The following is a 26,589-nucleotide window of genomic DNA, read 5'->3' on the forward strand; positions in this document are numbered from 1 at the left end:
CACTGCTTCACGGAGGAACGGGTCGGTAATGCTTCAGGCCTTGAGCCATTCCAGCATGCCCCGCCCGGCAGCCCGCCCGCTGGCAAAACACCCCGTCAGCAAATACCCGCCGGTGGGCGCCTCCCAGTCCAGCATCTCCCCTGCACAAAACACCCCGGGCAATGGCTTGAGCATCAGCCGCTCATCCAGCGCTTCGAACGGCACGCCGCCCGCGGTGCTGATGGCTTCGTCGAGGGGGCGGGGTTTTAGCAGGGTCAACGGCAACGCCTTGATGTTCGCGGCCAACTGCGCCGGGTCGTTGAAGTGGTCAGCCGGGCTCAGTTCCCGCAACAGCGCAGCCTTTACCCCGCCCAGCCCCAATTGGCTGTGCAGGTGCTTGCTCATCGAGCGTGACCCGCGCGGCTTGGCCAGGGCGGCCTGAACCTTGTCCAGCGGCTTGCCCGGCAGCAGGTCGATGTGCACCGTGGCGGCGCCGTGGCGGTTGATCGCTTCACGAATCGGCGCCGACAAGGCGTAGACCAGGCTGCCTTCAATCCCCGTCGCGGTGATCACGCATTCCCCCAATCGGGGCTTGTCGTCATTGAGCCCGATGGCGACGTTTTTCAGCGGCGCCCCGGCGAATTTGCTCACCATCAATTCACTCCAGGCCGACACCTCGAACCCGCAGTTGCTTGGTTGCAGGGGCACGTAGGGCACGCCTTTGTCTTCGAACCACTTCAGCCACGCGCCGTCCGAACCCAGGCGTGACCAACTGCCGCCGCCCAGGGCCAGTAACACGGCATCGGGTTGCAGGTGTTTGTCGCCGTCGGGGCTGTGGATAAGCAGGCTGCCGTCCGGGTTCCAGCCGTGCCAGCGATGGCGGGTGTGGATAACCACGCCCTGGTCCCGCAGGCGCTTGAGCCAGGCGCGCAGCAGCGGGGCGGCTTTCATGTCGGTAGGAAACACTCGGCCCGAGCTGCCGACAAAGGTTTCAATGCCCAGGCCGTGTATCCATTCGCACAAGGCGTCGGCACCAAACTGACGCAGCAACGGCGCCATATGCGGCGCCCGCTCGGCGTAGCGCGAGACAAAGGCTGCGTACGCTTCGGAGTGGGTGATGTTCATGCCGCCCACGCCCGCCAGCAGGAACTTGCGGCCCACCGAGGGCATGCCGTCGTACAGATCGACCCCCACACCGGCCTGGCTCAACACTTCGGCGGCCATCAAACCGGCGGGGCCGCCGCCGATAATGGCAACGCGGGGGGAAGGGGAGGCGGGCATCGAAAGGCCTGATCGACAAAGAGTGGGCGCACATTGTAAGCAATGGCGCCCACCACGGGAAATTCCCCGCGGTTGTCAGGCAAAGCCGGTGTTGGTGTTCGGCGGGTACTCGTTGTCGCGGTCGGCCTGGGTGATCGGGCCGCCCGTAAGGCCGTATTTGTCCAGGGTCGGCACCAAGGCACCAAAGAACTGGCCCTGTTGCTTGTCGCGCTTGACCACTTCGATGATCGGGAACACGAACGCCGTGACAATCCCCACACCCGCCGCCGCCCAGCCCAGCACACCGGCGAAGGTCCCGGCGATGGCCGCGGCGTCGGCGATGCCGAACAGGCCCGCGCCGCCTTCGATGATCGACGCCACGGCCGCGCCGGTGCCCAGGGCGCCGCTGGTCAGGGAGAAGCCTGCGTTGAGTTTGTCGCCGGAGAACGCGCTGTTCACCCCGCTGATCAGGCCGAACACGCCGCCGATAAAGCTGCCCGCGCCGCCCACCAGTTTGCCCAGGTTGCCGAGTTTGTTCAGGCCGTCGGTGTTTTGCACCATCTTGCCGGTGGGGAATTCGCCGATGCCCTGGGGCTTGCTCGGGTCGATGGGCGTGGGTTTCCAGGCCATGCCGTAGCCCGCTTCCTTGGCGTATTTGGTGCCGCCTTCGGTGATCAGGCCCGCGAACTGCATGCCCGCCGCCACGCGCCCGGCATTGTCGGCGGCGCTGTTGCCGCCGGTGGCCGAGCGCGCAGCCAGTACGCCACCGGCCAGCAGGGCACTGCCGATGTGCAGCAAGCCTTGCTTGTAGGCATCGCTGGCGTTGAGCTTGAGCCCGTCCACGGCCTTGGGCAGCACGTCGCTGATCTTCTGGCCCTGACGGTTGACGTCCCACATCGAGCGGATCAACGAGATCACATCCTGTGGCTTGATCTGCGCGCCGGTGGCGTCCTTGAACATGTCCGGGTTGCCGGCCATGGCCTTGTCGATGATGGCCTCGGTCTTGGCCTCGTCGAAGTTGCCGTTGGCATCGCCGAAGGCACTTTTGAGCACGTCGTCGTTGGCGCCGTTGACCAGCGTGTCGGAGATCGACTGGTTGACGTATTGCTGCACCGTCGAGGAGTCCTGCGCCGACACCTTGTCGCCCAGGAACTCTTTGAGCAGCGCCGCGTGGGCCGCGTACTGGCCAATGACCGTCATCGGGTCGGCGCCGGGCGCGGCGAGGCCGTCTTGCAGGTCTTTTCCGTTAAGGATGTGGTCCTTGAAGAACTGTTCGATGTCACCGGACTTGCCGGACTTGTCGGCAATCGCCGCCAGGTCCACCTTGCCGTCGCCGCCCAGGGCCAGGTCGGTGAGGGTGGCGTCGGTGCCCGCCAGGCTCAGGGCGTCCATCAGCGAGGGCGAGTTGCCCTTGTCGTCCTTGGTGCCCAACGCGGTGTTGATGACGTTGCCGCTATTGATCTGCCCGTCCTGATAGGCCTGCATTTCGTGCTTGATGGCCGGGTCGCTGTTGACGATGTCCCGCATGCCTTCGCCTTGGTGCTGGCTGAGGAAGGTTTTGACGTCGGGGTCGGACGACAGCTGGTTCATGGCCGCGTCCAACTGGTCAGTGACCTTGGATTTGGTCGGGTTCAGGTGGTAGACGCTGTCGGCTTCGATCCCGGCGTACAGGTCGCCGTCGCCCACTTTGTCACTGGCGGCCATGCGCGCGCGGGCGTCGCTGATTTCCAGCATCACGGCGGCCTTGGTCTTGCCGTCGTAGTTTTCCGGGTGCTGGAGCACGTCCTGGGTCAGTTTCGAGGTGTCGACGTCGGCCACCGAGCTGCGGATAGAGGCGTTGCTGAGCATCATCAGCACGCCGTGGTCGTCCTTGGGCGCCTGGTTTTCCAGCCACGCGCCGAGGTTTTTCTGTTGGGTGATGCCGTCGGCGGTGGCGGTGGCGGGCAGGTCGCCCGCCATGTCCAGGGTGCGCATCATCCCGGGGGTGGACCAGTACCCCGCGGCGCCGGTCAGCTCCGGGCTCAGGCCGCTGTCGTCCTTGATGGCGTTGAGGTTGTCGGTGGTGAGGCTGCCGTTGTTGGCGCGCTGGTTGGGGCCCTGCATGGCCGGGCCTGCGCTGCTGACCAGGGAAATATTGGCCATGACAATAGCGGCGGACTTGGCGTTTTCCTTGGCCAGGCCGGTGGCGTCCGGGTTTTTGCTCAAAAAGGTGCTGTAGGACTTGGACGCAGCCGACAGATCCTTGTTCGACTGGCTGATGAATTTGTCCACATCGGCGTGGGTAATCACCCCGTCGCTCTTGCCCAGGCCGCCGCTGTCCAGCGCGTTCATCAGGCTGGGGCTGCCCGCCAGGTACTTGAGGCACGCCTGGGCTTCGGGCGGCAGGTCGGTGGGCGGGTTGGAGAAGTCGATCTTGCGGTCGTGCAGGCCCCACTTGTCCCAGTTGTCGCTGAGCATTTTCGACGCCGCGCGCGGGCGGTCCAGGTCGCGTTCTTCCTGGGTGGGCGTGTCGCTCGTGTTGCCGACGATCTTGTCCCAGTCTTTGGCGCTGGCGTATTGGGAGTTGTCGATCCAGTTGGTGTCGGGCGCGCCGTTCACGCCAAAGATGCCGTTGGACTCCTTGACCACCGAGGCGTACAGGTCGGGGCTGATGCCCTGGGACACGATGATTTTGTCGCCCGAGGCGGTTTCGTAGCGAATCAGGCCGTGGCCCAATTCTTCGGGAGTGCCCACCAGGCTGACGCTGCCGGTTTCGTGGGCGTCGGCCAGGCGATAGCCTGCGTTTTTGCTGTCGTTGATCAGGCCCCAGGTTTCGCCGTCGGACTTCACCTGTTCGTACAGCGCGCTGTTGACTTCCTTACTGACCACGACCTTGTCGCCCGACACGGTTTCGTAACGGATCATGCCCGGGCCCACTTCCTCGGCAGGGCCGATGGCCTTGTAGGTGTCCAGGCCCGGCGCGGTATCCCCGGCCTGGGCGATGCGGTAACCGTCGGCCTGGCTCTTGTTCAACGCATTGACGGCGTCAACCTTGCCCGCCATGCCGTCGAAAAGGTAGGGCGTCATCTGCTTGATAATGATGATGTCCTGGCCGTCGCGGGTTTTGAGGTCCAGCACGTTGTCGGACAGCTTGGTGATGCTGGCGATGTTGGCCAGCGGCACGCCGGTGTTGCTGATGTCGGCCAGGTTCGGGTCATCGAGGCGCTTGATGGCCTCCTGGTCGCCCGTGGCTTTGACGGCGGCGATCTTCTGGTCCCGGGTGTTGTCGGTGACCCCCGTGGGGCCGGTGAAAAACGGCTTGTCGTTGTCTGCCAGCACCTTGAAGTTGCCTGGCTTGGCCGTTTCCTTGAAGCCCGACAGTGCGCGACTCATGGCGACTTCAAAGGTGGCCGCGACCTTTTTCAAGGCGTCGTCTTTATCGGGGGGCGTGCTGATACCGATCTTGTAGGTTGCCATGTCCTTGTACTCCTGAACCGGGGGGAGGTTCAGGGTGAAGGCCGATTGCGGCAGTTCTATTGCAACCGCGGTGCGGCGGCGGATTTCCACAACGTTTCACACCTGTGGAAAACTTCTGATCAAAAAGTGAGCAGTCGGCTACAGGCTATGTGCCTGCTGGCTTACAGGGCCTTTCACTCAGGTTATCCACAGGCCATTCCACAGGCATTGTGGGTAACGCGCACACTTCAATGACAGCCTGATGACGTCCACACCCGCTGAGCGCTGTGGTGCAGGATACCGTGGCGGCGGGCCAGGGCCTGGCGGTCCTTGCTGTAGCCGCCGCCGATGACGCCGACCACCGGGATATCGCGGCCCAGGCAGTGACGCAGCACGCTTTCGTCGCGGGCGGCCACACCGGCGTCGGTGAGTTTGAGGTAGCCCAGGGCGTCGTCTTTGTGCACGTCCACCCCGGCGTCGTAGAGCACCAGGTCCGGTTGATAGAGCGGCAAGAGGTAGTTGAGGGCGTCGTCCACCACCTTGAGGTAATCAAGGTCGCCCATGCCCATGGGCAGCGGGATGTCCCAGTCGCTGGTGGCCTTGCGCGCGGGGAAGTTCTTTTCACAGTGCAGCGACACGGTGATGGCCTCGGGCGTGTCGTGCAGGATGCGTGCGGTGCCGTCGCCCTGGTGCACGTCGCAGTCAAAGATCAGCACCCGGTTGACCCGCCCGCTTTGCAGCAAGTAATGGCTGATCACTGCCAGGTCATTAAAGATGCAAAAACCGGCGGGATAATCGTAATGGGCGTGGTGCGTGCCGCCCGCCAGGTGGCAGGCCAGGCCGTGCTCCAGCGCCTGTTCGGCGGCCAGCAGCGAGCCGCCCACCGCGCGCACGGTGCGCCGGGCCAGGGCTTCGCTCCAGGGCAGGCCCAGGCGCCGCTGGTCTTCGCGGGACAACTCGCCGCTCATGTAGCGTTCGATATACGCAGGCGCGTGCGCCAGGGCCAGGATCTCGGCGGGGCACAGCGCAGGGCGCAGCAGTTGGCTGTCCAGGGTCAGGCCGCTGTCCACCAGGTGGTCGCGCAACAGGCGGAACTTGTCCATGGGGAAGCGGTGGTCCGCCGGGAAGTCGGGGCTGTAGTCATCGTGGTAGATCAGTGGCAAAGGCATGGCAATTTCTGACGGGAACCAGCGACGTATCTTACCCGCGTTGTACACTCACGCACACGGCAAGGGAGGGGGGAGTCATGGAGCCAATACTGGAGCTGGAAAGTGCGCGTCTGGTGCTGCGCCAATGGCGCGATGCCGACCTGCCCGAGTTTGCGCGCATGTGCGCCGACCCACAGGTGATGCGTTATTTCCCGGCCACCTTGAGCCGCCTGGAAAGCGCCGCGGTGATCGGGCGCATCCGTGGGCATTTCGCCGAATACGGCTTTGGCCTGTGGGCCTTGCAGCGCAAGGACAGCGGCGAGTTCATCGGCCTCACCGGGCTGATCAATGTGAGTTTCGACGCCGACTTCACCCCGGCCGTGGAGATCGGCTGGCGCCTGGCCCGCGAGCACTGGGGCCTAGGCTACGCCAGCGAAGCGGCCTGGACCGCGTTGCGCTGTGGTTTTGACCGGTTGCAACTGGACGAAATCGTCGCCTTTACCACTGAAGCCAATTTGCCATCACAAAAAGTCATGCAAGCCATCGGTATGCATTACGATCCCCAGGCAGACTTTGAACACCCCAAGGTCGCAGCCGATGACCCGCTGCGCCCGCATGTTTTGTACCGCATTACCCGCGCCCAATGGTTGGATACGCTGCACGGATAAGCAGCCCGGAATGCCCCGTAGATTGTGTAGGAGTTGCTCTATGAGCCAAGTATTGGAAGATCTGGTGGACCTGCTGACCCTGGAGCCGATCGAGGAAAACCTCTTTCGCGGCCGCAGCCAGGACCTGGGTTTTCGCCAGCTGTTCGGCGGCCAGGTACTGGGCCAGTCGCTGTCAGCGGCCAGCCAGACGGTGGACGAGGCGCGCCATGTGCACTCCCTGCACGGTTACTTCCTGCGCCCGGGCGATGCGGCGCTGCCGGTGGTTTATTCGGTGGACCGCGTGCGTGACGGCGGCAGTTTCAGTACGCGCCGGGTCACGGCGATCCAGAAGGGCAACCCCATCTTTACCTGCAGCGCCTCGTTTCAATACGACGAGCAAGGCTTTGAACACCAGAGCACCTTGCCGGTGGTGGTCGGCCCGGAAAACCTGCCCTCCGAGCGGGAGCTCGCCCAGCGCCGCGTGCACCTGATCCCCGAGCACATGCGCGACAAGTTGCTGTGCCCCAAACCGATCGAAGTGCGCCCGGTCACCGAAAAAGACCCTTACAACCCGCAGCCCACCGACCCGGTCAAGTACGTGTGGTTCCGCGCTGACGGCGCCTTGCTCGACTCGCCTGCGCTGCATAAATACCTGCTGGCGTACGCCTCGGACTTCGGCTTGCTGACCACCTCGCTGCTGCCCCACGGCAAGACCGTTTGGCAAAAGGACATGCAGGTGGCCAGCCTCGACCACGCGCTGTGGTTTCACGCCGACCTGCGCGCCGATGACTGGCTGCTCTATGCCATGGACAGCCCGTGGGCCGGCAATTCCCGTGGGTTCTCGCGGGGCAGCGTGTTCAACCGGGCCGGGCAGTTGGTGGCGTCGGTGACACAGGAAGGTTTGATTCGCCACCGCAAGGACTGGGCATGAGCCTCAAGGATGTGAAGCACTGGGTGTTTGACATGGACGGCACCCTGACCGTTGCCGTGCATGATTTTGTGGCGATTCGTGTGGCGCTGGATATTCCACCGCAGGACGACATCCTCACTCACCTGGCCGCCTTGCCCGCCGACGAAGCCGCGGCCAAGCACGCCTGGCTGCTGGACCACGAGCGCGAGCTGGCACTGGGCTCGGTGGCGGCGCCCGGCGCGGTGGAGCTGGTGCGCGACCTGGCCGGGCGCGGTTACCGCCTGGGCATCCTCACCCGCAATGCACGCGAGTTGGCCCACGTGACGTTGCAGGCGATCGGCCTGGCGGACTGTTTTGCAGTTCAGGACGTACTGGGACGAGACGATGCCCCCCCCAAGCCGGACCCGGGCGGGCTGTTGAAGCTGGCCAGTGCCTGGGACGTGGCCCCGGCTGAAATGGTGATGGTGGGGGACTACCGCTTCGACCTCGATTGCGGCCGGGCGGCGGGCACCAGGACCGTGCTGGTCAACCTGCCGGACAACCCCTGGCCAGCGCTGGCCGACTGGCACGCCGCCGATTGTGCGGCGCTGCGCCGGTTGATCTAACCTGCCGACCGTTCCTACGTTCGCGTAGGAACGGTCGAGGAGCGATCAGGGAAACAGCACTTTCTGGCCCTGTGGCGAAGTGAACATCTCGTCACCGTTGTGGCCCACCCCCGGCACTTCCACCAGTTTCTGGCTCAGTTGCGGATGGCGCTGCTTGAGGTAGTCAAAGTAGTTGTGCCCGCGAATCAGGCGATACGCGCCCTGGGTTTCGGCTTCGCAGCTTTTGTCCAGCGCGGGGTGGTTGGGGTCGATGTCTTGCTGGCCCAGCAGGTAGGTGATGTTGCGCGACACGTAGGTCTGCTCCAACTGCTCGGCGCTTTGCCCCTTGGCGTAGGCCGGCAGGTTTTGCATGCCGTATTTCCAGTCGTTGAAGCCCGGGCAACTGGCCACATCGAACTTTACCGGGCGCTGCGGGCTGAAGTAGGCGTAGGACGACGGGTTGGCCACCACGTAACGCAGGCTGATGCCTTCGGCCTGCAAGGTCGGGTGATCGTGGCCGGTCAGGGCGAAGCGCTGCACCACCTGGCCACCGCCGGAATGGCCGGCTACCACGATTTCTTTGAGCGCCGGGAACAGCTTGCGGTTGCCCAGGTGCTTGATGATCTGGTCGAGGGCGCCGTAGGAGCTGATCTGGCCCGGGCCGGTGGAGGGCTTGCCAGCCATCCAGTCGTTGCCGTTCCAGCGCAGCACCTGGCCGTCCAGGTGGTTGCGCTTGATGTCCGACTCGTTAAGGAACTGCGGCGCGATCACCAGCGTGTTGGCGGCTTGCCCGGCGTGCTCGGCGGCGTCTTCGCCGCTTTGCAGGTAGGTCTGCGCGTTGCGCAGGCGGCCATGCACGATGATCAGCGCACGGGTGACCTGCGGCAGCGGGTGGTCCCAGGCCTGGCTCAAGCCCAGGCTCAGGTCACCGGCATCCAGGTGAAAGCGATCAGGACTGACCACCTTGACGCCATGCTCGGCGGCCCAGGTGGGGGAGGAACAGGTAACCAGCAAACCCAGCGCAAATCCCAATCGTTTATTCATCTAAAGGCTCTTGGCGGTAAAAGTGTCGCATTGAGTGATCTGGCCCCCGGCAAAGCCGGTCTTGAACCAGCGAACGCGCTGGGCCGAGGTGCCATGGGTGAACGAGTCAGGCACCACGCGGCCCTGGCCCTGTTGCTGCAAGCGGTCATCGCCAATGGCGTTGGCCGCGTTCAGTGCTTCTTCAATGTCGCCGGGCTCCAGCCAGTTCAGGCGTTTTTGCGCGCGGTTGGCCCACACCCCGGCGAAGCAGTCGGCTTGCAGTTCCTGGCGCACCAGCAGGCCGCCGTCGCCTTGCATCTGCCGGCCTTGCTGGCGGGCCGCCTGGACCTTGGCCGAAACCCCCAGCAAGGTCTGCACGTGATGGCCCACTTCATGGGCAATCACATAGGCCTGGGCGAAGTCCCCGGCGGCCTTGAAGCGTTGGGACATTTCCCGGAAAAAATCCAGGTCCAGGTACACCTGTTGGTCGGCCGGGCAATAAAACGGGCCGCTGGTCGAAGTGGCGCCACCGCACGCCGAATTCACCCGGCCGCGAAACAGGATCAGCTTGGGGTTCTTGTAGCTCAAGCCGTTTTCCTGGAACACCTGGGCCCAGGTGTCTTCGGTGTCGCCCAGCACCGCACGCACAAAATCGGCCTGCTCGTCATTGGCCGGCGGCGCCTGGCGCGTCTGGGGGCTGACCGATGACGCGGGCTCGCTGAGCTGGCCGGTCAATTGCCCCAGGATCTGCAGCGGGTCCTGGCCGGTCAGCCAGCCGATGCCCACGATCAGCACGATCGCCGTGAGGCTCAGGCCCTTGCCGCCGCCGAAGCGCATGCCGCCTCCACCCCCGCCATTGTCGTCGCGGGCATCCACGACGTTGTCGCTGCGTCGGCCTTTTCTCCATAGCATGGGGCAATCCTCTTGTTGAACCTGCAGCTCAGTGTTGTTGGTGTGTAGGACCGGCGCCAGTCCGGCTGTCAGACAGAGGATTTATGCGCCGTAGTATCGTTCTGTCAGACAGCGCATTGGATGAAAGTTGCGTCAGCAAGTCGCCAGCCGTTCCTCGACGAACGCTACAAATGCCTTGATCTTCGGCACCGTCTTTTTCGCCCGTGGGTACACAAGGTGCACTGGTTTCGGCGGGGGCACGCAGGCGGGCATGATCGCGCGCAACTGGCCGGTCTCCAGGGCCTCGCGCACCAGGAAGTCGGGCTGCATCAACACCCCCACGCCCGCCAGCGCCGCGTGCAAGAGCACTTGGCCGTCGTTGCTGCGCATCACCGCCCGTTCGGGCCAGGGAAACTCGCCGCCTGCGTCCACCAGCGGCCAGGCAAACCGATTGTTCCACGAGGTGTGAGTGAGCAGGCGGTGACGGTACAGGTCATCCGGTTGCTGCGGGGTGCCGTGGGTGTCCAGGTAGGCCGGGGCGGCGCAGATCACCATTTGATAGGGGCGAAGGGCCTGGGACACCAGGTTGACCTCCACCAGGTCGGAGACGCGAAAGGCCAGGTCAAAGGTGCGTTCGTACAGGTCGACCACCTCGTTGCTCAGGATCAGCTCGACCTGGATGTGTGTGAACCGCACCATGAACTCGGCCACCAACGGCGCCACCAGCGAGGCGCCCAGGGTCATCGGCGCCGAGATGCGCAACAGCCCGCTGGGCGCTGCGCTGGCGGCTTCGATGCGGCTGTAGGCCAGTTGCACCTGGTCCAGCGCCAGGCGCGCCTCCTCATAAAACAACCGGCCCTCGGCAGTGACCGCCTGGCGTCGGGTGGTGCGCTGGATCAGTTGCGCATTGACCGCGTGCTCCAGGCTCTGGATGTGCCGCCCGACCATCACCGCCGACATGCCCAATTGCTCGGCAGCACGGGAAAAGCTGCCGCAGTCCACCACTGCGACAAACACTTCCATCTGCCGCAGCTGGCTCAACGGCAGTAACCCTCGCCGGTGTCGACGATCAGGCAGTCTTTTTTGTCGGCCAGCCATTTGAGGCCGGTGGCTTCACCGTCGCCAGCGCGCAGCACTTGTGGGCCGTCCGGGCGGTTGAAGCTGATGCCTTCATCGTCGGCTGCGCCTTTGAAGACGCCGGTGTCGTCGTCATCCACGCCGTATTTCATGTCCAGCAGGTAGTGCCCGCGGCCCACGCTTGTGTCTTTGCTGATGGTCAGCGTCAGGCCTTCGACGCCCACCCACTTGCCCACCCACGCGTCGGTGGGCGGCACGGCAGGCACCAGCGTGGCTTGCACGGACGCGGGGGCGGGTTTGTTGTCCTGGGGTTCTTTGTTGCAGGCACTGAGCAGGGTGAGCGCGGCAAATAGAAAAACGGTTTTTTTCATGTTCAGGAGGCCTTGTTTAAAGCACGCGTTGGTTGTTTATGCAGGCGTTGGACCCGATAACTGCTATTTAATGCCCCGTGGCGGGCGGGTTTGGTTATGCTTTTGGGCCAGACGCGTTATCGCTCCAGTACGTTGTGCAAACCGGCGGTCATTTCAGCCTGCCACTCAAGAGAATGCAATGGCTCTCAGCACCCCCCTCTCTGGTGTCAACCACCCGCTCAAAGGCATCGTGCTGATTGTGCTGGCGACCTTTCTGTTCTCCAGCCACGACGCGCTGTCCAAATACCTGGCCGGTTTTTACCCGATCGTGATGGTGGTGTGGGTGCGTTACCTGGTGCACACCCTGCTGATGGCCGGGATCTTCCTGCCGCAGTCGGGCCTGCGCGTGCTGCGCAGCAAGCGGCCGCTGCTGCAGGTGGCGCGGGCGTTGTGCCTGTTGGGCACCAGCCTGTTTTTTACCGCCGCCTTGCACTACATCCCGCTGGCGGAAGCCACCGCCGTCAACTTCCTCGCCCCCGTGCTGGTCACCGCGCTGTCGGTGCCGCTGCTGGGTGAGCGCGTGACCCGCGGCCAGTGGCTGGCGGTGATCTGTGGGTTTGGCGGGGTGATGATCATCGTCCACCCGGGCGGCGCGCTGTTCACTCCGGCGGTGTTGCTGCCGCTGGGGTCGGCGTTGTGTTTCTGCTTCTATCAACTGCTGACCCGCATCCTCGCCCAACACGACACGCCCACCACCAGCAACTTCTTCGCCGGGCTGTGCAACACCCTGGTGATGAGCGCGCTGGTGCCGTTCTTCTGGCAAGTGCCGACCTGGAGCCACGCCATCCTGATGCTGGCCCTGGGCAGCTGCGGGATGACCGCGCACCTGCTGCTGACCCAGGCCTTCCGCTTCGCGGCCCCGGCCTTGCTGGCACCGTTCGGCTACTGCCAGATCGTGTTCGCCGGGCTCTTGGGCTGGCTGGTGTTTCACCACACCCCCGACATGACCACCGTGGTCGGCATCGGCGTGATCTGCCTGAGCGGGCTCGCCGCCGCCTGGCAGCAACGGCGGCGCTGAGCTCACCGCGCCTGCCGGTGGCATGAGCGGTTACAACCCGTCCCTTCTGTTGGTTTTAATCATTACTAGGCTGTGAACAGCTCTGGGTATGAGAGCCGGTGGTCGGCTGGCAGGGAAAAACGTGCCGGCCATCAAATTAAAACCTAACAGATGGGTTATTATGCGAGTCAGCACTTACAAGGGATATGTGATTGCCGTGTTACTCAGGGACGAACATTGTCCGCCTCATGTGCATGTGGCCGGTCAGGAGTGGCACGCGAGGTTCCGGTTTGGCTTCTTGGACGCACACGTCGAGTTGTGGGATGTGGACCCGGAAAGATGCAGGCCACCGGCGGCGATTCTGGAAGGCATTCGCCAGACTCTCAAACAGCCGCATTGCCTGGCGCGAGCGCGAAAGATCTGGTGGGAAAAAATACGAACGGTTTGCCTGGAGAACCATTCCTGGGACTGGGAAGCCGATGAGCTGATCCCCGGGCTGGTTATTCGACGCGGTGTGTATGTAATCGCACGCGCCTACCACGACGTCGCGAGGCAACGAACAATTCTAGACCTGGTGAGAGCGCCAGGCCGAGTGGAGGTTGAGCTATGAAGGTGGTGAAAGCCAAAATCCTGCCGGATGTGCCGTTGACGCAGGTGGACATCGACAAGGCGTTGGTTCGGGGGCGCAAGGCCAGCCGTTCGTTCGTCAACGCAAGCTCGGTGCGTTATGCAGAAAACAGCCTCTCTATCGGCTTCAGTGACGGGGCCCGGGTGGTGCTGCCCGTGGCTAACTATCCGGAGTTCGAGGGTTTTTCTGCCGAGGATTTCCAGCAACTGCAAGTGGGGTTTGGGGGCACCGCGCTCTGCTGTGAGGCGCGTGATGTGCACGTGTCGATTACCGGACTGATCGCTGCAAGCCAGCCATTGATGGACATGGCGGCGAGCCTGGTGGCTGCGCGTAATGGGCGCAAGAGCAGCGCGGCCAAATCGCAGGCCGCCCGCGCCAACGGCAAGAAGGGTGGGCGCCCGCGCAAGGCGCCGTAAGCCCGGCAGGCTGGAGGGGCGCGAGCAGGCTCGCGCCCTGGCGATCAACGCCGGGTCAGCAACACGCCCGATTCCATGTGGTGGGTCCACGGGAACTGGTCGAACAGGGCGCACTGCGTGATGCGGTGGGTGTCATGCAGTTGCGCGATGTTGGCGGCCAGGGTGTCGGGGTTGCACGAGATATACAGGATGTTGTCGAACCGCCGGGTCAGCTCGCAGGTGTCCGGGTCCATGCCGGCGCGGGGCGGGTCGACGAAGACGCTGCCAAATGCGTAGCTTTTGAGGTCGATGCCGTGCAGGCGGCGGAACGGGCGCACCTCGTTCAAGGCTTCGGTCAGTTCCTCGGCCGACAGGCGCACCAGGGTGACGTTCCCCACTGCGTTTTCATCGAGGTTGCTCAAGGCTGCATTCACCGAGGTCTTGCTGATCTCGGTGGCCAGCACCTTGCGCACGCGGGTGGCCAGGGGCAGGGTGAAGTTGCCGTTGCCGCAATACAGCTCGAGCAGGTCGTCGCTGCGATCGCCCAGGGCGTCATAGGCCCAGTTGAGCATCTTCTGGTTCACGGTGCCGTTGGGCTGGGTGAACGCGCCTTCGGGCTGGCGATAGCTGAAGGTGCGCCCGCCGACGTCCAGGCGTTCCACCACATAGTCGTGGCCGATCACATCGCGTTTGCCCTTGGAGCGGCCGATGATGCTCACGTTCAGCTCGGCCGCCAGTGCGCTGGCCGCTGCGTGCCAGTGGGCGTCCAGCGGGCGGTGATAGCACAGGGTGATCATCGCGTCGCCCGCCAGGGTGGTGAGGAACTCCACCTGGAACAGCTTGTGGCTCAGGGCGGCGCTGGCTTGCCAGGCGGCTTTGAGTTGCGGCATCAACTGGTTGATACGGGCACTGGCGATGGGGAATTCGTCGATCAGGATCGGCGTGCGCTTGTCGTCCTGGGAGAACATCGCGTAGTGGCGATCGCCCGCTTCGCGCCACAGGCGGAACTCGGCGCGCAGGCGAAAGTGCTGCAGCGGCGAGTCGAATACCGCAGGTTCAGGGGCGTCGAACGGCGCGAGCAGGCCGCGCAGGCGCGCGACCTTGTCTTGCAGTTGCAGGGAGTAGCTTGCAGCGTCAAAAGTCATGCGTTGAACCAGCCCAGCTTGATCACGAACAGAATCGACAGAATCACCAGCGCCGGGTTCAGCTCACGAAAGCGGCCCGAAAGCAGCTTGATGGCGGTCCACGCGATGAAGCCGAAGGCGATGCCGTTGGCGATGGAGTAAGTGAAAGGCATCGCCAGCGCGGTGACTACCACCGGCGCGGCGACGGTGATGTCGTCCCAGTCGATTTCTGCCAGCCCCTGGGTCATCAGCACGGCCACGAACAGCAGCGCCGGTGCGGTGGCGAACGGAGGAACGCTGGCCGCCAGCGGCGAGAAGAACAGTGCCAGCAGGAACAGGATGGCCACCACGATGGCGGTCAGGCCGGTACGGCCACCGGCGCTCACGCCCGCCGCCGACTCGATGTAGCTGGTGGTGGTCGAGGTGCCCAGCAGGGAACCGGCCATGGCCGCGGTGCTGTCGGCGATGAGGGCGCGGCCCATCTTGGGCATGTGACCGTCTTTGCGCATCAGCCCGGCGCGCTTGGCCACGCCGATCAGGGTGCCGGAGTTGTCGAACAGGTCCACGAACAGGAACGCGAAGATCACGCTGACCAGGCCGACGTCCAGTGCGCCCTTGATGTCCAGTTGCAGGAAGGTCGGGGCCAGGGACGGCGGCATCGAGACGACGCCGCCGAACGGCGTGACGCCCAGAACGATGGAGGCAATGGTGACCGCAAGAATGCCGATCAATACCGCGCCGCGCATTTTCAGGGCCTCCAGGGCCACGATCAGCATAAAGCCCAGGGTGGCGAGAATCGGCACGGGTTGTTTCAGGTCGCCCAGGCCCACCAGCGTGGCGGGGTTGTCGACCACGATGCCCGCGTTGTGCAGGGCGATCAGCGCCAGGAACAGGCCGATACCGGCGGCAATCGCCGAACGCAGCGGCAGCGGGATGCTGTTGATGATCCATTCACGGATGCGAAAGATCGACAGCAGGAAAAACAACACCGCCGAAATAAACACCGCACCCAGCGCCACTTGCCAGGTGTGGCCCATGTGCAGCACCACGGTGTAGGTAAAGAAGGCATTGAGGCCCATGCCCGGCGCGAGGGCGATCGGGTAGTTGGCGATCAGGCCCATCACGGTGGAGCCGATGGCGGCCGCCAGGCACGTGGCGACAAACAGCGCGCCCTTGTCCATGCCGGTTTCGCCAAGGATGCTCGGGTTGACGAACAGGATGTAGGCCATGGCCAGAAAGGTGGTGACGCCCGCGAGGATCTCGGTGCGCACATTGGTGTTGTGTGCTTTGAGTTGAAACAGCTTTTCCAGCATGCCTGCTCCCTGTGACGCAAGTGCGCGTCTTGATTTGTTGACCTCTAAGTCAAAGCACAAATTGCGCCAAGCGCCTGTGGTTTCAGAGAGGATCGGAAAAAGCGGCGCATCATACCAGCAGGCCGAGGGCCTGTGGCGCACGGGCTTTGTTTTGTTGGTAATGGCCTTGAGGCATACTGCGCCCACGTTTAATACAAGGTCATCACCTGCATGAAAAAAGCCAGCGCCTGGAGTCTAGCCCTGTTCGGTTGTGTTGGCGTGTGGCTGGGGGCGGCACCGGCGTGGGGCGCGCCTGCACCGGCCTTGAGCGAGGTGCGGGTGTTCAAGATCGAATCGGCCCGCTGCGCCGAGACGATCCCCGAGCGCGCTGACAGCACGCAGATGTGCGAGCACCGGGGGCTCACCCGCGTCTCGGTGATGGAAGTGGGGTTGGGTAACAACCCCGTGGGGCGTTTCAATGGGGCCACGCTGGATGGCCAACGCACGGCGGTGTGCCAGGTGGGCAGCATCAGCCAGGTGTGCAACGGCGCGGGTACGGTGATGGGCTACATCTATGTGTTCGACCTCACTGTCGATGCCCCAGGCTGGTTCGAGTTCAGCAACTCGTCGATCAACGGGCCGCAGAACACCTTGAAGACGGTGCTCAACATTCGTTGATCAGCAGAGTCGCTGCCTCGGTCACGGTTTTTTAAGGTCCATGTAGAGCTCTGTCTTGTCTCGGGATTGAATCACCGAGGTCGCCTTGTTCGGGGCCGCGTCGTCGACGGACATGCCGGTGGCGCCGGTCAGTTCGCTGATCCCGCGAACCGGCGGTTCGCCGTCATAGGTAAACACGTGCTCGCTGCCCACCCGGGCAATCCATTTGGCCTTGGGGTTGGCCGCCTGGTCGGCCTCGATGACCTGAGTCGCGTAGTAGTTCATGTTTTTAAGGCGTGTGGTCTTGGGCTGCACCGAGGGCACATCAATCCCTTTCACGCGGATGCCATGCTCGCGCATCTTTATCAGCAACGCTCGGTTGGTGTATGGACCATGCCCGCTGTGGGGGCGGTCGATGAGCTTCAGGTTGTTCGTCAACGCCGGAGAAAACTCGCCCGTTTCAAAAAACCTGTCCAGGTCGGCCTGAAGCGTGTGTTCAAACCCCTCTGAATACAGGGTGGTCACACCGTTCTGCTGGAACTCGCCTGCGTTGTCGATCAGAAAACGCAGCCCGGACGACTGTGAGTGGTCTTCGCCCACAATCAGGCCAATGGCCTTGCGAAACACGATGGTGATGATCTCGCCCGCCGATGCGTTCTGAGGGATCAGCGGGTGGATGGGCCGTGCCTTGGTCTTGGCTTTTTTATGAAAGTCGTCCGCGTCTTTTTTCAACTGTTTGTCGATTTTTTCACCGGCCCTGGACGATGAAGGTTCGCCCTCGGGTGGGTGGTCGTAAGCGCCCGGGTCAAACGCCCTGTTAGCCGAACCTTCGCTTTGCCATGGCCACTTGACGCCACCGGGCCCGTTGACCGGCGCCCACCCGCCGTCACCCGTTGAATGCACGGTGAGCACCGGCTTGGCGGTGTGGGGGTCGACGATCTGGACGTAACCGTCACTGAGCTTGAACCTGCTGTCGATCTTGAACACCTGCGAGGTGTTTTTGTCATCGGTCAGCCGGATCAGCCATTGGTCCTCACCCGCAGCATTTTTGATCTGATAGAGCCCTTTGGCGTTGGGTTTGACGCCCGCGAGCAGTTGTTCGCCCTGGGGGAGCGCGAATTGGCCGATAGCGTGCGCTTGCGAGGGGCGCAACCGATTGGCCACGGCGGGCGCGGGTTCTGCCGGCGGCGCCGGTGCGTGGGCGGGCGGTTTGGCGGGCGCGGCGGTTTTTGGCGTGGTGGGCTTGCCCGCCGGTGCGCGCAGCGCTTTGCGGGCAGGCAGATTTTTGCGCGCCGGGCTGTCCGGCTTCAAGGCCAGCCCGTCTGCCAGGTCGGTTTTTTCCTGATCGCTCAAGGGCTCGTTTCGAATGGCTTTTGCCAACAAGGCCGCCAGTCCCCGGGCCTGGCCATACACCGGAACAAACCCTTGGGCGGTATCGCCAACACCGCTGAGCACGGCGTCCATGGTTGCCTTGTCGATGCCAAACACCTTGCCGATGCGATTGTCTTTGTTCAGGTCCAGTAACAGCGCGCTGACGGGGTTATCGAAGTAACGTTCAACGGTGTCGGCCGTGTGTTTATTCACACCGAATACCTGCAGCGCCTCGCCGATACCGGAAAAGGGGTGTTCAAGGTGGGTCAGCAGTTCTTCGTAGAACCCGCGGATGTCGTTGGCACCGACCCGGTCGGCGGCTTCCTTTTGAACGGTGTGCTTGAACTCACTGGCCGTCATCGGCACCAGCGGCGCGTGGGTGTTCAGGCCGTTTTTTACAAAGTAGAACTGCTTTTTGTTGTCCTGGCCCAGCAAGTTGCCGTAGGCGTCATATTCAAACAAAACGGTTTGGGCGTTGGCGCGCTTGCCTGAATAAAGCACGCGACCGTCGGCGGACAGGCGCTCTTCCTTGACGTCGGTCAGGCCGTTGACCGAGGCGGGTGGAGCGCCAATGCCTGTGTCGAGTCGCCGGAAAATATCGCTGTTTTCGGTGGCGTAGGGCCCGACGACCGCGTTGATGTCGTTGTTTTTGAAGCGCGTCATCGTGTCGATCACGCGGGCCGTCCTGGCGGGTGTTGCGCCTTCGGCGAAGTGCTGGCTGAAGGTGTCCAGCCGCTTGGGGTCTTGGGCGAGGGTCTTGAGCCAGGTGTTCATCTGCTCAAGGGTGTTGAACGATTGAAAGGACTCGCCGGTTTTTTCCGGTATGAAAAGAACGATATTGGGGCCTTCCGCCGTGGGCGGCACGCGCTGGATGAAGATGATGTCTCTGGCTTGGATGCCGTCCACCGCAAAGGTTTTGACTTGCACCTGGAGCGTCTTGTCTTTGCCGGGCCACCTCACGGCATCGGCCATTTGATGCACGCCCGGGCTCAGGCGCCCGGCATTGAGGTCTTTGGCGAGGCTGTCGCCGAACCGGTCTTGGGTGGTCTTGAGGGTGTAGCTGCTATCGGAAGGTTCCCAGGCGTGGGCTCGCGCCTGGGGGGCGCCTGTGGTGGGGGTCGATACGCGTGCAGTGGTCATGTTTTCCGTCCGCCGAAAGTAGGATCAAGGCTTGTCGGCAGCGCGGGAAATGTCCCGCGATGCCGTAACCCCTGTGTGATCCAGGCGTAAGAAATCGTTCCAGCGTCTGTAGAAAAGCGCGCCTCTGTGACCGGCAGGGTGTAAGCGTCAGTCGTCCTTGGGCACGTGCATGCGGTCGCGGTTGGCCAGGCTCGGGAACAGTTTGATCCACACCCCGGTCACCAGCAGCGTGCCGATACCGCCCATGACCACCGCGGGCACCGTACCGAACCAGTGGGCGGTGATGCCCGACTCGAACTCGCCCAGCTGGTTTGACGCGCCGATGAACAGGCCGTTTACCGCACTCACGCGGCCGCGCATTTCATCCGGTGTTTCCAGCTGCACGAACGAGGCGCGGATGACCATGCTGATCATGTCCGCCGCGCCCAGCACCACCAGCACCGCCAACGAAAACCAGAACGAGGTGGACAGGCCAAACGCGATGGTGGCCACGCCAAACACACCGACGGCGGTAAACATCACCCGCCCCACGTGACGGTCCACCGAGAACCGCGCCAGCCACAGCGACATCAACAAGGCGCCCACCGCGGGCGCCGAGCGCAACAGGCCCAGGCCCCACGCGCCGGTCAACAGGATGTCCTTGGCGAACACCGGCAGCAGCGCGGTGGCGCCGCCCAGCAGTACGGCGAACAGGTCCAGGGAGATGGCGCCGAGGATGTCCGGGCGGCTGCGGATAAAGCGGATCCCTGCGAGCAGCGAGTCCATGGTCGCCTTGGCCTTGTTCAACGGGGTCTGGCGGGCGGGCAGGTTGAGGGTCAGCACGCAGGCGATCAGGTACAGGACCACCGTGGGGCCGTAGACCCACACACTGCCGAACGCGTAGAGCAAACCGCCGAGCGCCGGGGCGACGATGGTGGCCAGTTGCTGGGCCGATTGCGACGACGCCACCGCCCGGGGAAACAGGTTGGCGGGCACGATGCTGGGCAGCAGCGCCTGGGTGGTGGGCATTTCAAACGAGCGGGCGGCGCCCAGCAGGAAGGCGAGGATGAAGATCATCTCGCGGGTGACGCTGCCGGTCAGGCCGCCGATGGCCAGGGACAGGGCGATCAACGCCTGCACGGTCTGGCAGATGGCCGCGACTTTGCGCCGTTCATAGCGGTCGGCCACGTGGCCGGTGTGCAGCATGAACAACACGCGCGGCACGAATTCCACCAGGCCGACGAGGCCCAGGTCCAGCACGTTGCCGGTCAGTTGGTAAAGGTTCCAGCCAATGGCGACGGTGAGCATCTGAAAACCGCTGGCGGTAAAGATCCGCGCCAGCCAGAACGCAATGAAGGGGTGGTGATGACGCAACAACGGGGCAGGTTCACTGGGCATCTGGAGTACGAATCAGGGCAGAGGGTAGACGGCGAGATTAGCACCAACCTGTAACAAATAGTTGCCAAAAAACACCTGAGGCAACCTGTCACGCGGCAAAAGACCACGCCGTCGCTCGTCGGAAATGGGACTACTCTTTTAGCTGTGTTTGATCCAGATCAACGCCCCTCGCGGGATTGCTCTGGCGGCCGCAAGGCAAGATTCCCTACGTGGTTGGCTAAATAAAGAAACGAATTTGAATTCGCCACACTCCATATCCGTGGGGGCAGTGGGTGCAGGCTCCCAGCCAGCAGCCGGTATTACCTGACAGAGGAAGACTTATGTTCGGTTTGGAGGCGCTCGATCTCGCCCGAATTCAGTTTGCATTCACCATCTCGTTCCACATCCTGTTCCCGGCCATCACCATCGGCCTGGCCAGTTACCTGGCCGTGCTCGAAGGCCTGTGGCTCAAGACCCGCAATGACACCTACCGTGACCTCTACCACTTCTGGTCGAAGATCTTTGCCGTCAACTTCGGCATGGGCGTGGTGTCCGGGTTGGTCATGGCGTACCAGTTCGGCACCAACTGGAGCCGCTTCTCGGACTTTGCCGGCGCCGTCACGGGGCCGCTTCTGACGTATGAAGTGCTCACGGCCTTCTTTCTGGAGGCCGGGTTCTTGGGGGTGATGCTGTTTGGCTGGAACAAGGTGGGGCGCAAGCTGCACTTCTTCTCCACCGTGATGGTGGCCATCGGCACGCTGATCTCCACGTTCTGGATCCTGTCGTCCAACAGCTGGATGCAGACGCCCCAGGGCTACGAAATCGTCGATGGCCGGGTGATTCCGGTGGACTGGCTGGCGGTGGTCTTCAACCCATCGTTCCCCTGCCGCCTGATGCACATGGCCACGGCAGCCTTTGTGGCCACTGCGTTCTTCGTGGGCTCCTCGGCGGCCTGGCACCTGCTGCGCGGCAAGGACAACCCGGCGATTCGCACCATGTTGTCGATGGCCATGTGGATGGCGTTGATCGTGGCGCCGATCCAGGCGGTCATCGGCGACTTCCACGGCTTGAACACGCTCAAGCACCAACCGGCAAAAATCGCCGCCATCGAGGGCCACTGGGAGAACATCGGCAACGAGCCGACCCCGCTGATCCTGTTTGGCTGGCCAGACATGAAGGCCGAGAAAACCCGCTTCGCCGTCGAGATTCCGTACCTGGGCAGCCTGATCCTCACGCACTCGCTGGACAAGCAAGTGCCGGCCCTCAAGGAATTCCCGCCCGAGGACCGTCCCAACTCGACCATTGTGTTCTGGTCGTTCCGGGTCATGGTCGGCCTGGGCTTTTTGATGATCTTCACCGGCCTGTTCAGCCTCTGGTTGCGCCGAGGCAACAAGATGTACACGTGCAAGCCGTTCCTGTACCTGGCGTTGTGGATGGGGCCGTCCGGGCTGATCGCGATTCTGGCGGGGTGGTTCACCACCGAAATCGGGCGCCAGCCGTGGGTGGTGTACGGGCTGATGCGCACGGCGGATGCCTCCTCCGGGCACAGTTTTGTGCAGATGAGCATCACGCTGGCGTTGTTTGTGGTGGTGTATTTCGCGCTGTTCGGTGCGGGCCTGGGCTACATGATGCGCCTGGTGCGCAAAGGGCCGGTCACCCACGAAGGTGCGCAAGTCAGCCACGGCGGGCCTGGGCAGAAACGTACACCGGCGCGTCCGTTGTCGGCCGCCGATGACAGCCACGACAGCCACGACAGCCAGAACAAGGAGCATTGAGATGGGTATTGATCTTCCGCTGATCTGGGCCGTGATCATCATCTTCGGCATCATGATGTACGTGGTCATGGACGGCTTCGACCTGGGCATCGGCATTCTTTTCCCGTTTATCCCGGGCAAGACCGACCGTGACGTGATGATGAACACCGTCGCCCCCGTGTGGGACGGCAACGAGACATGGCTGGTGCTGGGCGGGGCCGCGTTGTTTGGCGCGTTCCCGCTGGCGTACTCGGTGGTGCTGTCGGCGCTGTACTTGCCGCTGATTTTGATGCTGATTGGGCTGATCTTTCGCGGGGTGGCCTTTGAGTTTCGCTTCAAGGCCAAGGACGACAAGCGCCACCTCTGGGACAAGGCGTTTATCGGCGGCTCGCTGGCGGCGACCTTTTTCCAGGGCATGGCGTTGGGCGCGTTTATCGACGGCATCCCGGTGGTCGACCGCCAGTTCGCCGGTGGCTCGCTGGACTGGTTTTCGCCGTTCACCGTGTTCTGCGGCCTGGCGCTGGTGGTGGCGTATGCGCTGTTGGGGTGCACCTGGCTGATCATGAAAACCGAAGGTCAGTTGCAAGAACAGATGCACAACCTGGGTCGTCCGCTGGCCTATGCGCTGCTGGCGGTGATTGGCATCGTGAGTATCTGGACGCCGCTGGCGCACCCGGAAATCGCCGCCCGTTGGTTCACCTTGCCCAACCTGTTCTGGTTTTTACCGGTGCCCATCCTGGTGCTGGTGACCTTGTACGGCCTGGTGCGTGCGGTGGCCCGCAATGCGCACTACACGCCGTTTTTGCTGACGCTGGTGCTGATTTTTCTGGGTTATAGCGGGTTGGGTATCAGCTTGTGGCCCCACATCGTGCCGCCGTCGATTTCGATCTGGGACGCGGCCGCGCCGCCGCAAAGCCAGGGCTTCATGTTGGTGGGCACGTTGTTCATCATTCCGTTTATCTTGGGTTATACGTTCTGGAGCTACTACGTGTTCCGCGGCAAGGTGACCCATGAAGATGGCTACCACTAGGAGGATCGCAGCATGTCCGGCAAACCTTCGTTGCACGAGATCGAACAGGCCGAGAAACAGCCGCTGTGGCGACGCCTGGGCTGGCTGGTGATGATCTGGACGGGCAGCGTGCTGGCGCTGTTGGTGGTGGCCAGCCTGATGCGGATGTTCATGAATGCGGCAGGCTTGACGACCCACTGACCGGGGGCCGTCTTACGCGCTCATCAAGGTGGGCGATGGCCCCTTAGCCAGCAGCCCTTGCGCTCCCGCAAGGGCTTTTTATTTGCGCGCCTTGAGGATCACAAACTTGGGCGTGGCCGCGACTTGCTCGACGCCCCGGAACAGGCGGGCCAGTTTGCTGTGATAACCCAGGTGGCGATTGCCCACTATATAGAGGGCGCCGCCCACCACCAGCGCTTCACGGGCCTGTTGGAACATGCGCCAGGCCAGGAAGTCGCCCACCACCTGTTGCTGGTGGAAGGGCGGGTTGCACAGCACCACCTCCAGGGACTGCGCTTCTTGACCGGCCAAGCCGTCGCCCGGGCGGATGATCGCTTCACGCTCACCCAGCGCCGCCTGCCAGTTTTCGGCCGCTGATTGCACCGCCATGTAGGACTCGTCCACCAATGTGTACTGCGCGTCGGGGTTGTGCAGCGCGCTGGCGATCGCCAACACGCCGTTGCCGCAACCCAGGTCGGCCACGCGGGCGTTGCCCAGGCTTTTGGGCAGGTGGGGCAGGAAGGCGCGGGTGCCGATGTCGAGGTCTTCGCGGCAGAACACGTTGGCGTGGTTGAGCAGTTCGATGGCCGGTGTGTCCAGGCGGTAGCGCGTGGGGTAGGGCGAGACGGCCGGCGGGCGCTCGGCGGCGGTGGCGATCAGCAAGCGCGCTTTTTTGACTGCAAGCGAGGCGTGCATCGGGCCGATATAGCGCTCCAGCAGGTCCCCGGCCGCACGCGGCAGGTGTTTGACCATGGCGCCCGCGATCACTTCGGCGCCGGGGGCCAGTTGGCCTTGCAGGCGGATCAATTGTTCTTCGAGCAGGGCCAGGGTCTTGGGCACGCGGATCAGCACACGGTCGAACGGCCCGGCAGGCGTCTGGCTGGCTGGCACGAAGGGCACGGCGTCGAACGGCTTGCCGTTGCGCGCCAGGTTTTTTTCCAGCGCCTGGGCGGCCAAAAACGAATCGCCGCCGGACGTGACCTGCACATGGCCAGCAAGGCTTGCGGCCAGTGCGCCGAAGCTGTCGTTGAGCACCAGCACGCGGGTCGAGGCCGCCGGTTGCTGCGCGGCCAGGTGACTGAGCAGGTACTCGTCGGCGGCGTCAAAGGCCTGCAACGGTTCGTTGGCCTGTTCGGGCTGGCGGATCAGGTCGAGCTGGGCAAAAGGGCTGTCGAGCAGGGGCATGGCGGGGGAGACTCTGGGTAATCGAACCATCGGGGTGAACACCGACGCGGCGCAAGGGCCCGCACCATCACCCGGAACTGGTCGCAAATGTTACGTTTATTTCGCAAGGATTACATGCCGCGTTTTAAAACAGGCCTGCCTTGACGGCCGTGATCACGGCGGCAATCTTGTTATTGACCCCCAGCTTTTGCATGGCGTGCTGGGAGTGAAACCCCACGGTGCGCTCGGACAAGCACAGGATCTGGGCAATTTCGGAGGCGGTCTTGCCCATGGCCGACCAGCGCAACACGTCGATTTCACGCGGTGACAATTTGTGAGTGGGCGCAGGTTGCGTAGGGTGAGGGTGTTTTTGCGCCACGACGGCATGCATGGCATGGCACACCCACAGCACCTGCCCGGCTTTTTCGTAGAGTTCTTCGGGGCTTATCGGGCCGCTGCGGCGCCCCAGGCTCAGCATGCTGAACATGCCTTGGAAATCATGCACCGCCTGGCTCCAGCCGATGTTCAACCCATGGGATTGGGCATGGACCCATAATTCGGGCACCGCGCAAAAGGTTTTTTCTTCCCACACGATCGGCAACACAGAACGCTTGCAATGGGCGACGACGGGGTCGAGTTCGTAATAATTGTGCTGCTTATAAAGTGTGTTCCATTCCGTGGGGTAGTTATTGATATGAATGGGGCTGGTGGAGTGATTGAAAAGGTGAGAACTCATCGTAAATGCGCAATATTCAAAGCCGATTTCGTACGTGATATTAAGGGCCGCTTCAAACATGCTGGTTATTTCGCTTTCACCTTCCAGCTTCGGGAGACGGGTAGTGCGCCAGTTAACCATTGGAACTCTCCATGAGTTTGGTGTGGCTTGGGGACTGCCCGACTCCCAAGGTGACACGGGCTTGAGTGTAGGACATGTCCTACACGCCAACGTGAAAAATATGTGATCGATGGTTCATTTTTTAAAACGATTTACGTTGTACAAACAGCACGTGTTTGTGCAACTGATTCGCGGGTTTCGGCATTTTTTATTATTTTTAAAGGGTTGGCAGTAGTGTCAGATTGATGGCCATTAAATACACGTCATCATGTAATGGCGTATTCGGATGCACGTTAATAGCTAAATAGTTGGTTTGAATCCGCCGGCCGTTCTGGCCCGTAACGTGGCTGAAACAGGCGGTTTTTGGCGCAATATCAGTACAAACCACCGGTGTTTGCGCGCACCGCTTTGAGGGACACTGGGCACCTGACGCGAAACGGAGGTGCCCATGACGGCCAGCGCTGAAAAATACACCCGCCAGACCTTGCTCGATGTGCAATCCCTGACCCCCAGCCTGTTTACCTTGCGCACCACCCGCGACGCGGGCTTTCGTTTTCGTGCCGGGCAATTCGTGCGCCTGGGGGTGACCAAGGCCGACGGCAGCCTGGTGTGGCGCGCCTACTCGGTGGTGTCGTCGCCTTTTGACGAGTACCTGGATTTCTTCTCCATCGTGGTGCCGGGCGGCGAGTTCACCAGTGAGTTGAGCCGCTTGCGCCCGGGCGACACCTTGCTGGTGGAGCGCCAGGCCACGGGCTTCCTGACCCTGGACCGTTTTGTCGATGGCCGGGATTTGTGGTTGCTGGGCACCGGCACCGGCGTGGCGCCGTTTCTGTCGATCCTGCAGGACTTTGAAGTGTGGGAAAAATTCGAGCGCATCCTGCTTGTGTACAGCGCCCGTGAAGCCCGTGAACTGGCCTACCAGCCGCTCATCCACACATTGGGCGAGCGCGAATACCTGGCGGACTACGCGCACAAGCTCACCTACCTGCCTATCGTCACCCGTGAGCAGCATCCCGGGGCGCTGAACGGGCGGATCACCACCCTGATCGACAACGGCGAGCTGGAACGCGCCGCTGGCGTGGCGCTGACCCCTGAGCATTCGCGCGTGATGATCTGCGGCAACCCGCAAATGATCGATGACACCCGCCAGATGCTCAAGCAACGCGACCTGCAATTGAGCCTCACCCGGCGCCCGGGTCAGGTGGCGGTGGAAAACTACTGGTAAAAAGAAAGGTTCTTCACGGAATCCCGGGAAAGACAGAAACAAGAACGCCGATTTGATGG

General features: G+C 62.9%; 24 protein-coding genes. 11 read left to right on the forward strand and 13 right to left on the reverse strand.

Annotation, left to right across the window (positions count from 1 at the left end):
• Positions 1–33 precede the first annotated feature (33 nt).
• The 3 genes from ACW9H9_RS22525 to ACW9H9_RS22535 form a co-directional block, all read right to left on the reverse strand.
• Complete coding sequence (locus ACW9H9_RS22525; RefSeq protein WP_457345361.1) at positions 34–1,260, reverse strand: TIGR03862 family flavoprotein; 1,227 nt, start codon at positions 1,258–1,260, stop codon at positions 34–36.
• Positions 1,261–1,335: 75 nt separating this feature from the next.
• Positions 1,336–4,695 carry a type III effector HrpK domain-containing protein gene (locus ACW9H9_RS22530; protein ID WP_457345360.1) on the reverse strand — a complete coding sequence of 1,120 codons (3,360 nt, stop codon included), beginning with the start codon at positions 4,693–4,695 and terminating at the stop codon, positions 1,336–1,338.
• A gap of 227 nt (positions 4,696–4,922) precedes the next feature.
• Positions 4,923–5,843, reverse strand: a complete 921-nt coding sequence (locus tag ACW9H9_RS22535; protein ID WP_457345359.1) for a histone deacetylase family protein — start codon at positions 5,841–5,843, stop codon at positions 4,923–4,925.
• A 77-nt stretch (positions 5,844–5,920) separates the two neighbouring features.
• On the opposite strand from ACW9H9_RS22535, the gene ACW9H9_RS22540 reads away from it, so the two are divergent.
• From ACW9H9_RS22540 to ACW9H9_RS22550, 3 genes are read left to right on the forward strand one after another with little or no spacing between them, the layout of a single operon-like run.
• A complete protein-coding gene (locus ACW9H9_RS22540; RefSeq protein ID WP_457345358.1) occupies positions 5,921–6,490 on the forward strand; it encodes a GNAT family N-acetyltransferase in 570 nt (189 codons plus the stop codon).
• A 40-nt stretch (positions 6,491–6,530) separates the two neighbouring features.
• Positions 6,531–7,400, forward strand: a complete 870-nt coding sequence (gene tesB / locus ACW9H9_RS22545) for an acyl-CoA thioesterase II (RefSeq protein WP_457345357.1) — start codon at positions 6,531–6,533, stop codon at positions 7,398–7,400.
• Positions 7,397–7,984, forward strand: coding sequence for an HAD family hydrolase (locus tag ACW9H9_RS22550; RefSeq protein ID WP_457345356.1), 588 nt, complete (start codon positions 7,397–7,399; stop codon positions 7,982–7,984). The genes tesB and ACW9H9_RS22550 overlap by 4 nt, the downstream gene beginning before the upstream one ends.
• 45 nt (positions 7,985–8,029) lie before the next feature.
• On the opposite strand, the gene ACW9H9_RS22555 is transcribed toward ACW9H9_RS22550, so the two are convergent.
• The 4 genes from ACW9H9_RS22555 to ACW9H9_RS22570 form a co-directional block, all read right to left on the reverse strand.
• Complete coding sequence (locus ACW9H9_RS22555) at positions 8,030–9,007, reverse strand: alpha/beta hydrolase (RefSeq protein ID WP_457345354.1); 978 nt, start codon at positions 9,005–9,007, stop codon at positions 8,030–8,032.
• Positions 9,008–9,898: a KPN_02809 family neutral zinc metallopeptidase gene (gene ypfJ, locus ACW9H9_RS22560; RefSeq protein ID WP_457345353.1), complete on the reverse strand. Its 891-nt coding sequence runs from the start codon at positions 9,896–9,898 to the stop codon at positions 9,008–9,010. It lies immediately after the preceding gene.
• A gap of 132 nt (positions 9,899–10,030) precedes the next feature.
• Positions 10,031–10,918, reverse strand: a complete 888-nt coding sequence (locus ACW9H9_RS22565; protein WP_457345352.1) for a LysR substrate-binding domain-containing protein — start codon at positions 10,916–10,918, stop codon at positions 10,031–10,033.
• The gene (locus ACW9H9_RS22570) at positions 10,915–11,325 is read right to left on the reverse strand and encodes a hypothetical protein (RefSeq protein WP_457345350.1); all 411 of its coding nucleotides are present in this window, start codon (positions 11,323–11,325) and stop codon (positions 10,915–10,917) included. The genes ACW9H9_RS22565 and ACW9H9_RS22570 overlap by 4 nt, the downstream gene beginning before the upstream one ends.
• A gap of 178 nt (positions 11,326–11,503) precedes the next feature.
• On the opposite strand from ACW9H9_RS22570, the gene ACW9H9_RS22575 reads away from it, so the two are divergent.
• From ACW9H9_RS22575 to ACW9H9_RS22585, 3 genes are all read left to right on the forward strand, one after another.
• On the forward strand, positions 11,504–12,382 hold the full coding sequence (locus tag ACW9H9_RS22575) for a DMT family transporter (protein WP_457345349.1): 879 nt from the start codon (positions 11,504–11,506) through the stop codon (positions 12,380–12,382).
• Positions 12,383–12,542: 160 nt separating this feature from the next.
• Positions 12,543–12,971: a DUF4160 domain-containing protein gene (locus tag ACW9H9_RS22580; protein WP_457345379.1), complete on the forward strand. Its 429-nt coding sequence runs from the start codon at positions 12,543–12,545 to the stop codon at positions 12,969–12,971.
• Positions 12,968–13,405, forward strand: coding sequence for a DUF2442 domain-containing protein (locus ACW9H9_RS22585; protein ID WP_457345347.1), 438 nt, complete (start codon positions 12,968–12,970; stop codon positions 13,403–13,405). The genes ACW9H9_RS22580 and ACW9H9_RS22585 overlap by 4 nt, the downstream gene beginning before the upstream one ends.
• Before the next feature lie 44 nt (positions 13,406–13,449).
• Here the strand turns inward: ACW9H9_RS22585 and trmA are convergent, their stop codons facing one another.
• The gene (trmA, locus tag ACW9H9_RS22590; protein ID WP_457345346.1) at positions 13,450–14,529 is read right to left on the reverse strand and encodes a tRNA (uridine(54)-C5)-methyltransferase TrmA; all 1,080 of its coding nucleotides are present in this window, start codon (positions 14,527–14,529) and stop codon (positions 13,450–13,452) included.
• Positions 14,526–15,821: an NCS2 family permease gene (locus tag ACW9H9_RS22595; RefSeq protein WP_457345344.1), complete on the reverse strand. Its 1,296-nt coding sequence runs from the start codon at positions 15,819–15,821 to the stop codon at positions 14,526–14,528. The genes trmA and ACW9H9_RS22595 overlap by 4 nt, the downstream gene beginning before the upstream one ends.
• Positions 15,822–16,031: 210 nt before the next feature.
• Between ACW9H9_RS22595 and ACW9H9_RS22600 the strand changes: the two genes are divergently transcribed.
• Positions 16,032–16,478, forward strand: a complete 447-nt coding sequence (locus ACW9H9_RS22600; RefSeq protein WP_457345343.1) for a DUF4879 domain-containing protein — start codon at positions 16,032–16,034, stop codon at positions 16,476–16,478.
• Positions 16,479–16,499: 21 nt separating this feature from the next.
• Here ACW9H9_RS22600 and ACW9H9_RS22605 read toward each other — a convergent pair whose 3' ends face one another.
• Positions 16,500–18,968, reverse strand: coding sequence for a membrane-targeted effector domain-containing toxin (locus ACW9H9_RS22605; RefSeq protein WP_457345341.1), 2,469 nt, complete (start codon positions 18,966–18,968; stop codon positions 16,500–16,502).
• Between the two features lie 147 nt (positions 18,969–19,115).
• A complete protein-coding gene (locus tag ACW9H9_RS22610; protein WP_457345340.1) occupies positions 19,116–20,345 on the reverse strand; it encodes an MFS transporter in 1,230 nt (409 codons plus the stop codon).
• A gap of 320 nt (positions 20,346–20,665) precedes the next feature.
• On the opposite strand from ACW9H9_RS22610, the gene ACW9H9_RS22615 reads away from it, so the two are divergent.
• From ACW9H9_RS22615 to ACW9H9_RS22625, 3 genes are read left to right on the forward strand one after another with little or no spacing between them, the layout of a single operon-like run.
• Entirely contained in the window at positions 20,666–22,099 is a 1,434-nt protein-coding gene (locus ACW9H9_RS22615) for a cytochrome ubiquinol oxidase subunit I (RefSeq protein ID WP_457345339.1), read from the forward strand.
• Position 22,100: 1 nt separating this feature from the next.
• Complete coding sequence (cydB, locus tag ACW9H9_RS22620) at positions 22,101–23,108, forward strand: cytochrome d ubiquinol oxidase subunit II (protein ID WP_457345337.1); 1,008 nt, start codon at positions 22,101–22,103, stop codon at positions 23,106–23,108.
• 12 nt (positions 23,109–23,120) lie between these two features.
• Entirely contained in the window at positions 23,121–23,288 is a 168-nt protein-coding gene (locus tag ACW9H9_RS22625; RefSeq protein ID WP_457345336.1) for a DUF2474 domain-containing protein, read from the forward strand.
• Positions 23,289–23,366: 78 nt separating this feature from the next.
• Here ACW9H9_RS22625 and ACW9H9_RS22630 read toward each other — a convergent pair whose 3' ends face one another.
• A complete protein-coding gene (locus ACW9H9_RS22630) occupies positions 23,367–24,491 on the reverse strand; it encodes a methyltransferase (RefSeq protein ID WP_457345335.1) in 1,125 nt (374 codons plus the stop codon).
• Between the two features lie 124 nt (positions 24,492–24,615).
• Positions 24,616–25,326, reverse strand: a complete 711-nt coding sequence (locus ACW9H9_RS22635) for a helix-turn-helix transcriptional regulator (protein ID WP_457345334.1) — start codon at positions 25,324–25,326, stop codon at positions 24,616–24,618.
• 427 nt (positions 25,327–25,753) lie between these two features.
• Here ACW9H9_RS22635 and ACW9H9_RS22640 point away from each other — a divergent pair, with 427 nt between their 5' ends.
• Positions 25,754–26,530 (forward strand): ferredoxin--NADP reductase, encoded by a 777-nt coding sequence (locus ACW9H9_RS22640; RefSeq protein WP_457345333.1) that lies wholly within the window; start codon positions 25,754–25,756, stop codon positions 26,528–26,530.
• Positions 26,531–26,589 lie beyond the last annotated feature (59 nt).

This window comes from Pseudomonas sp. SDO5215_S409 (assembly GCF_054071325.1).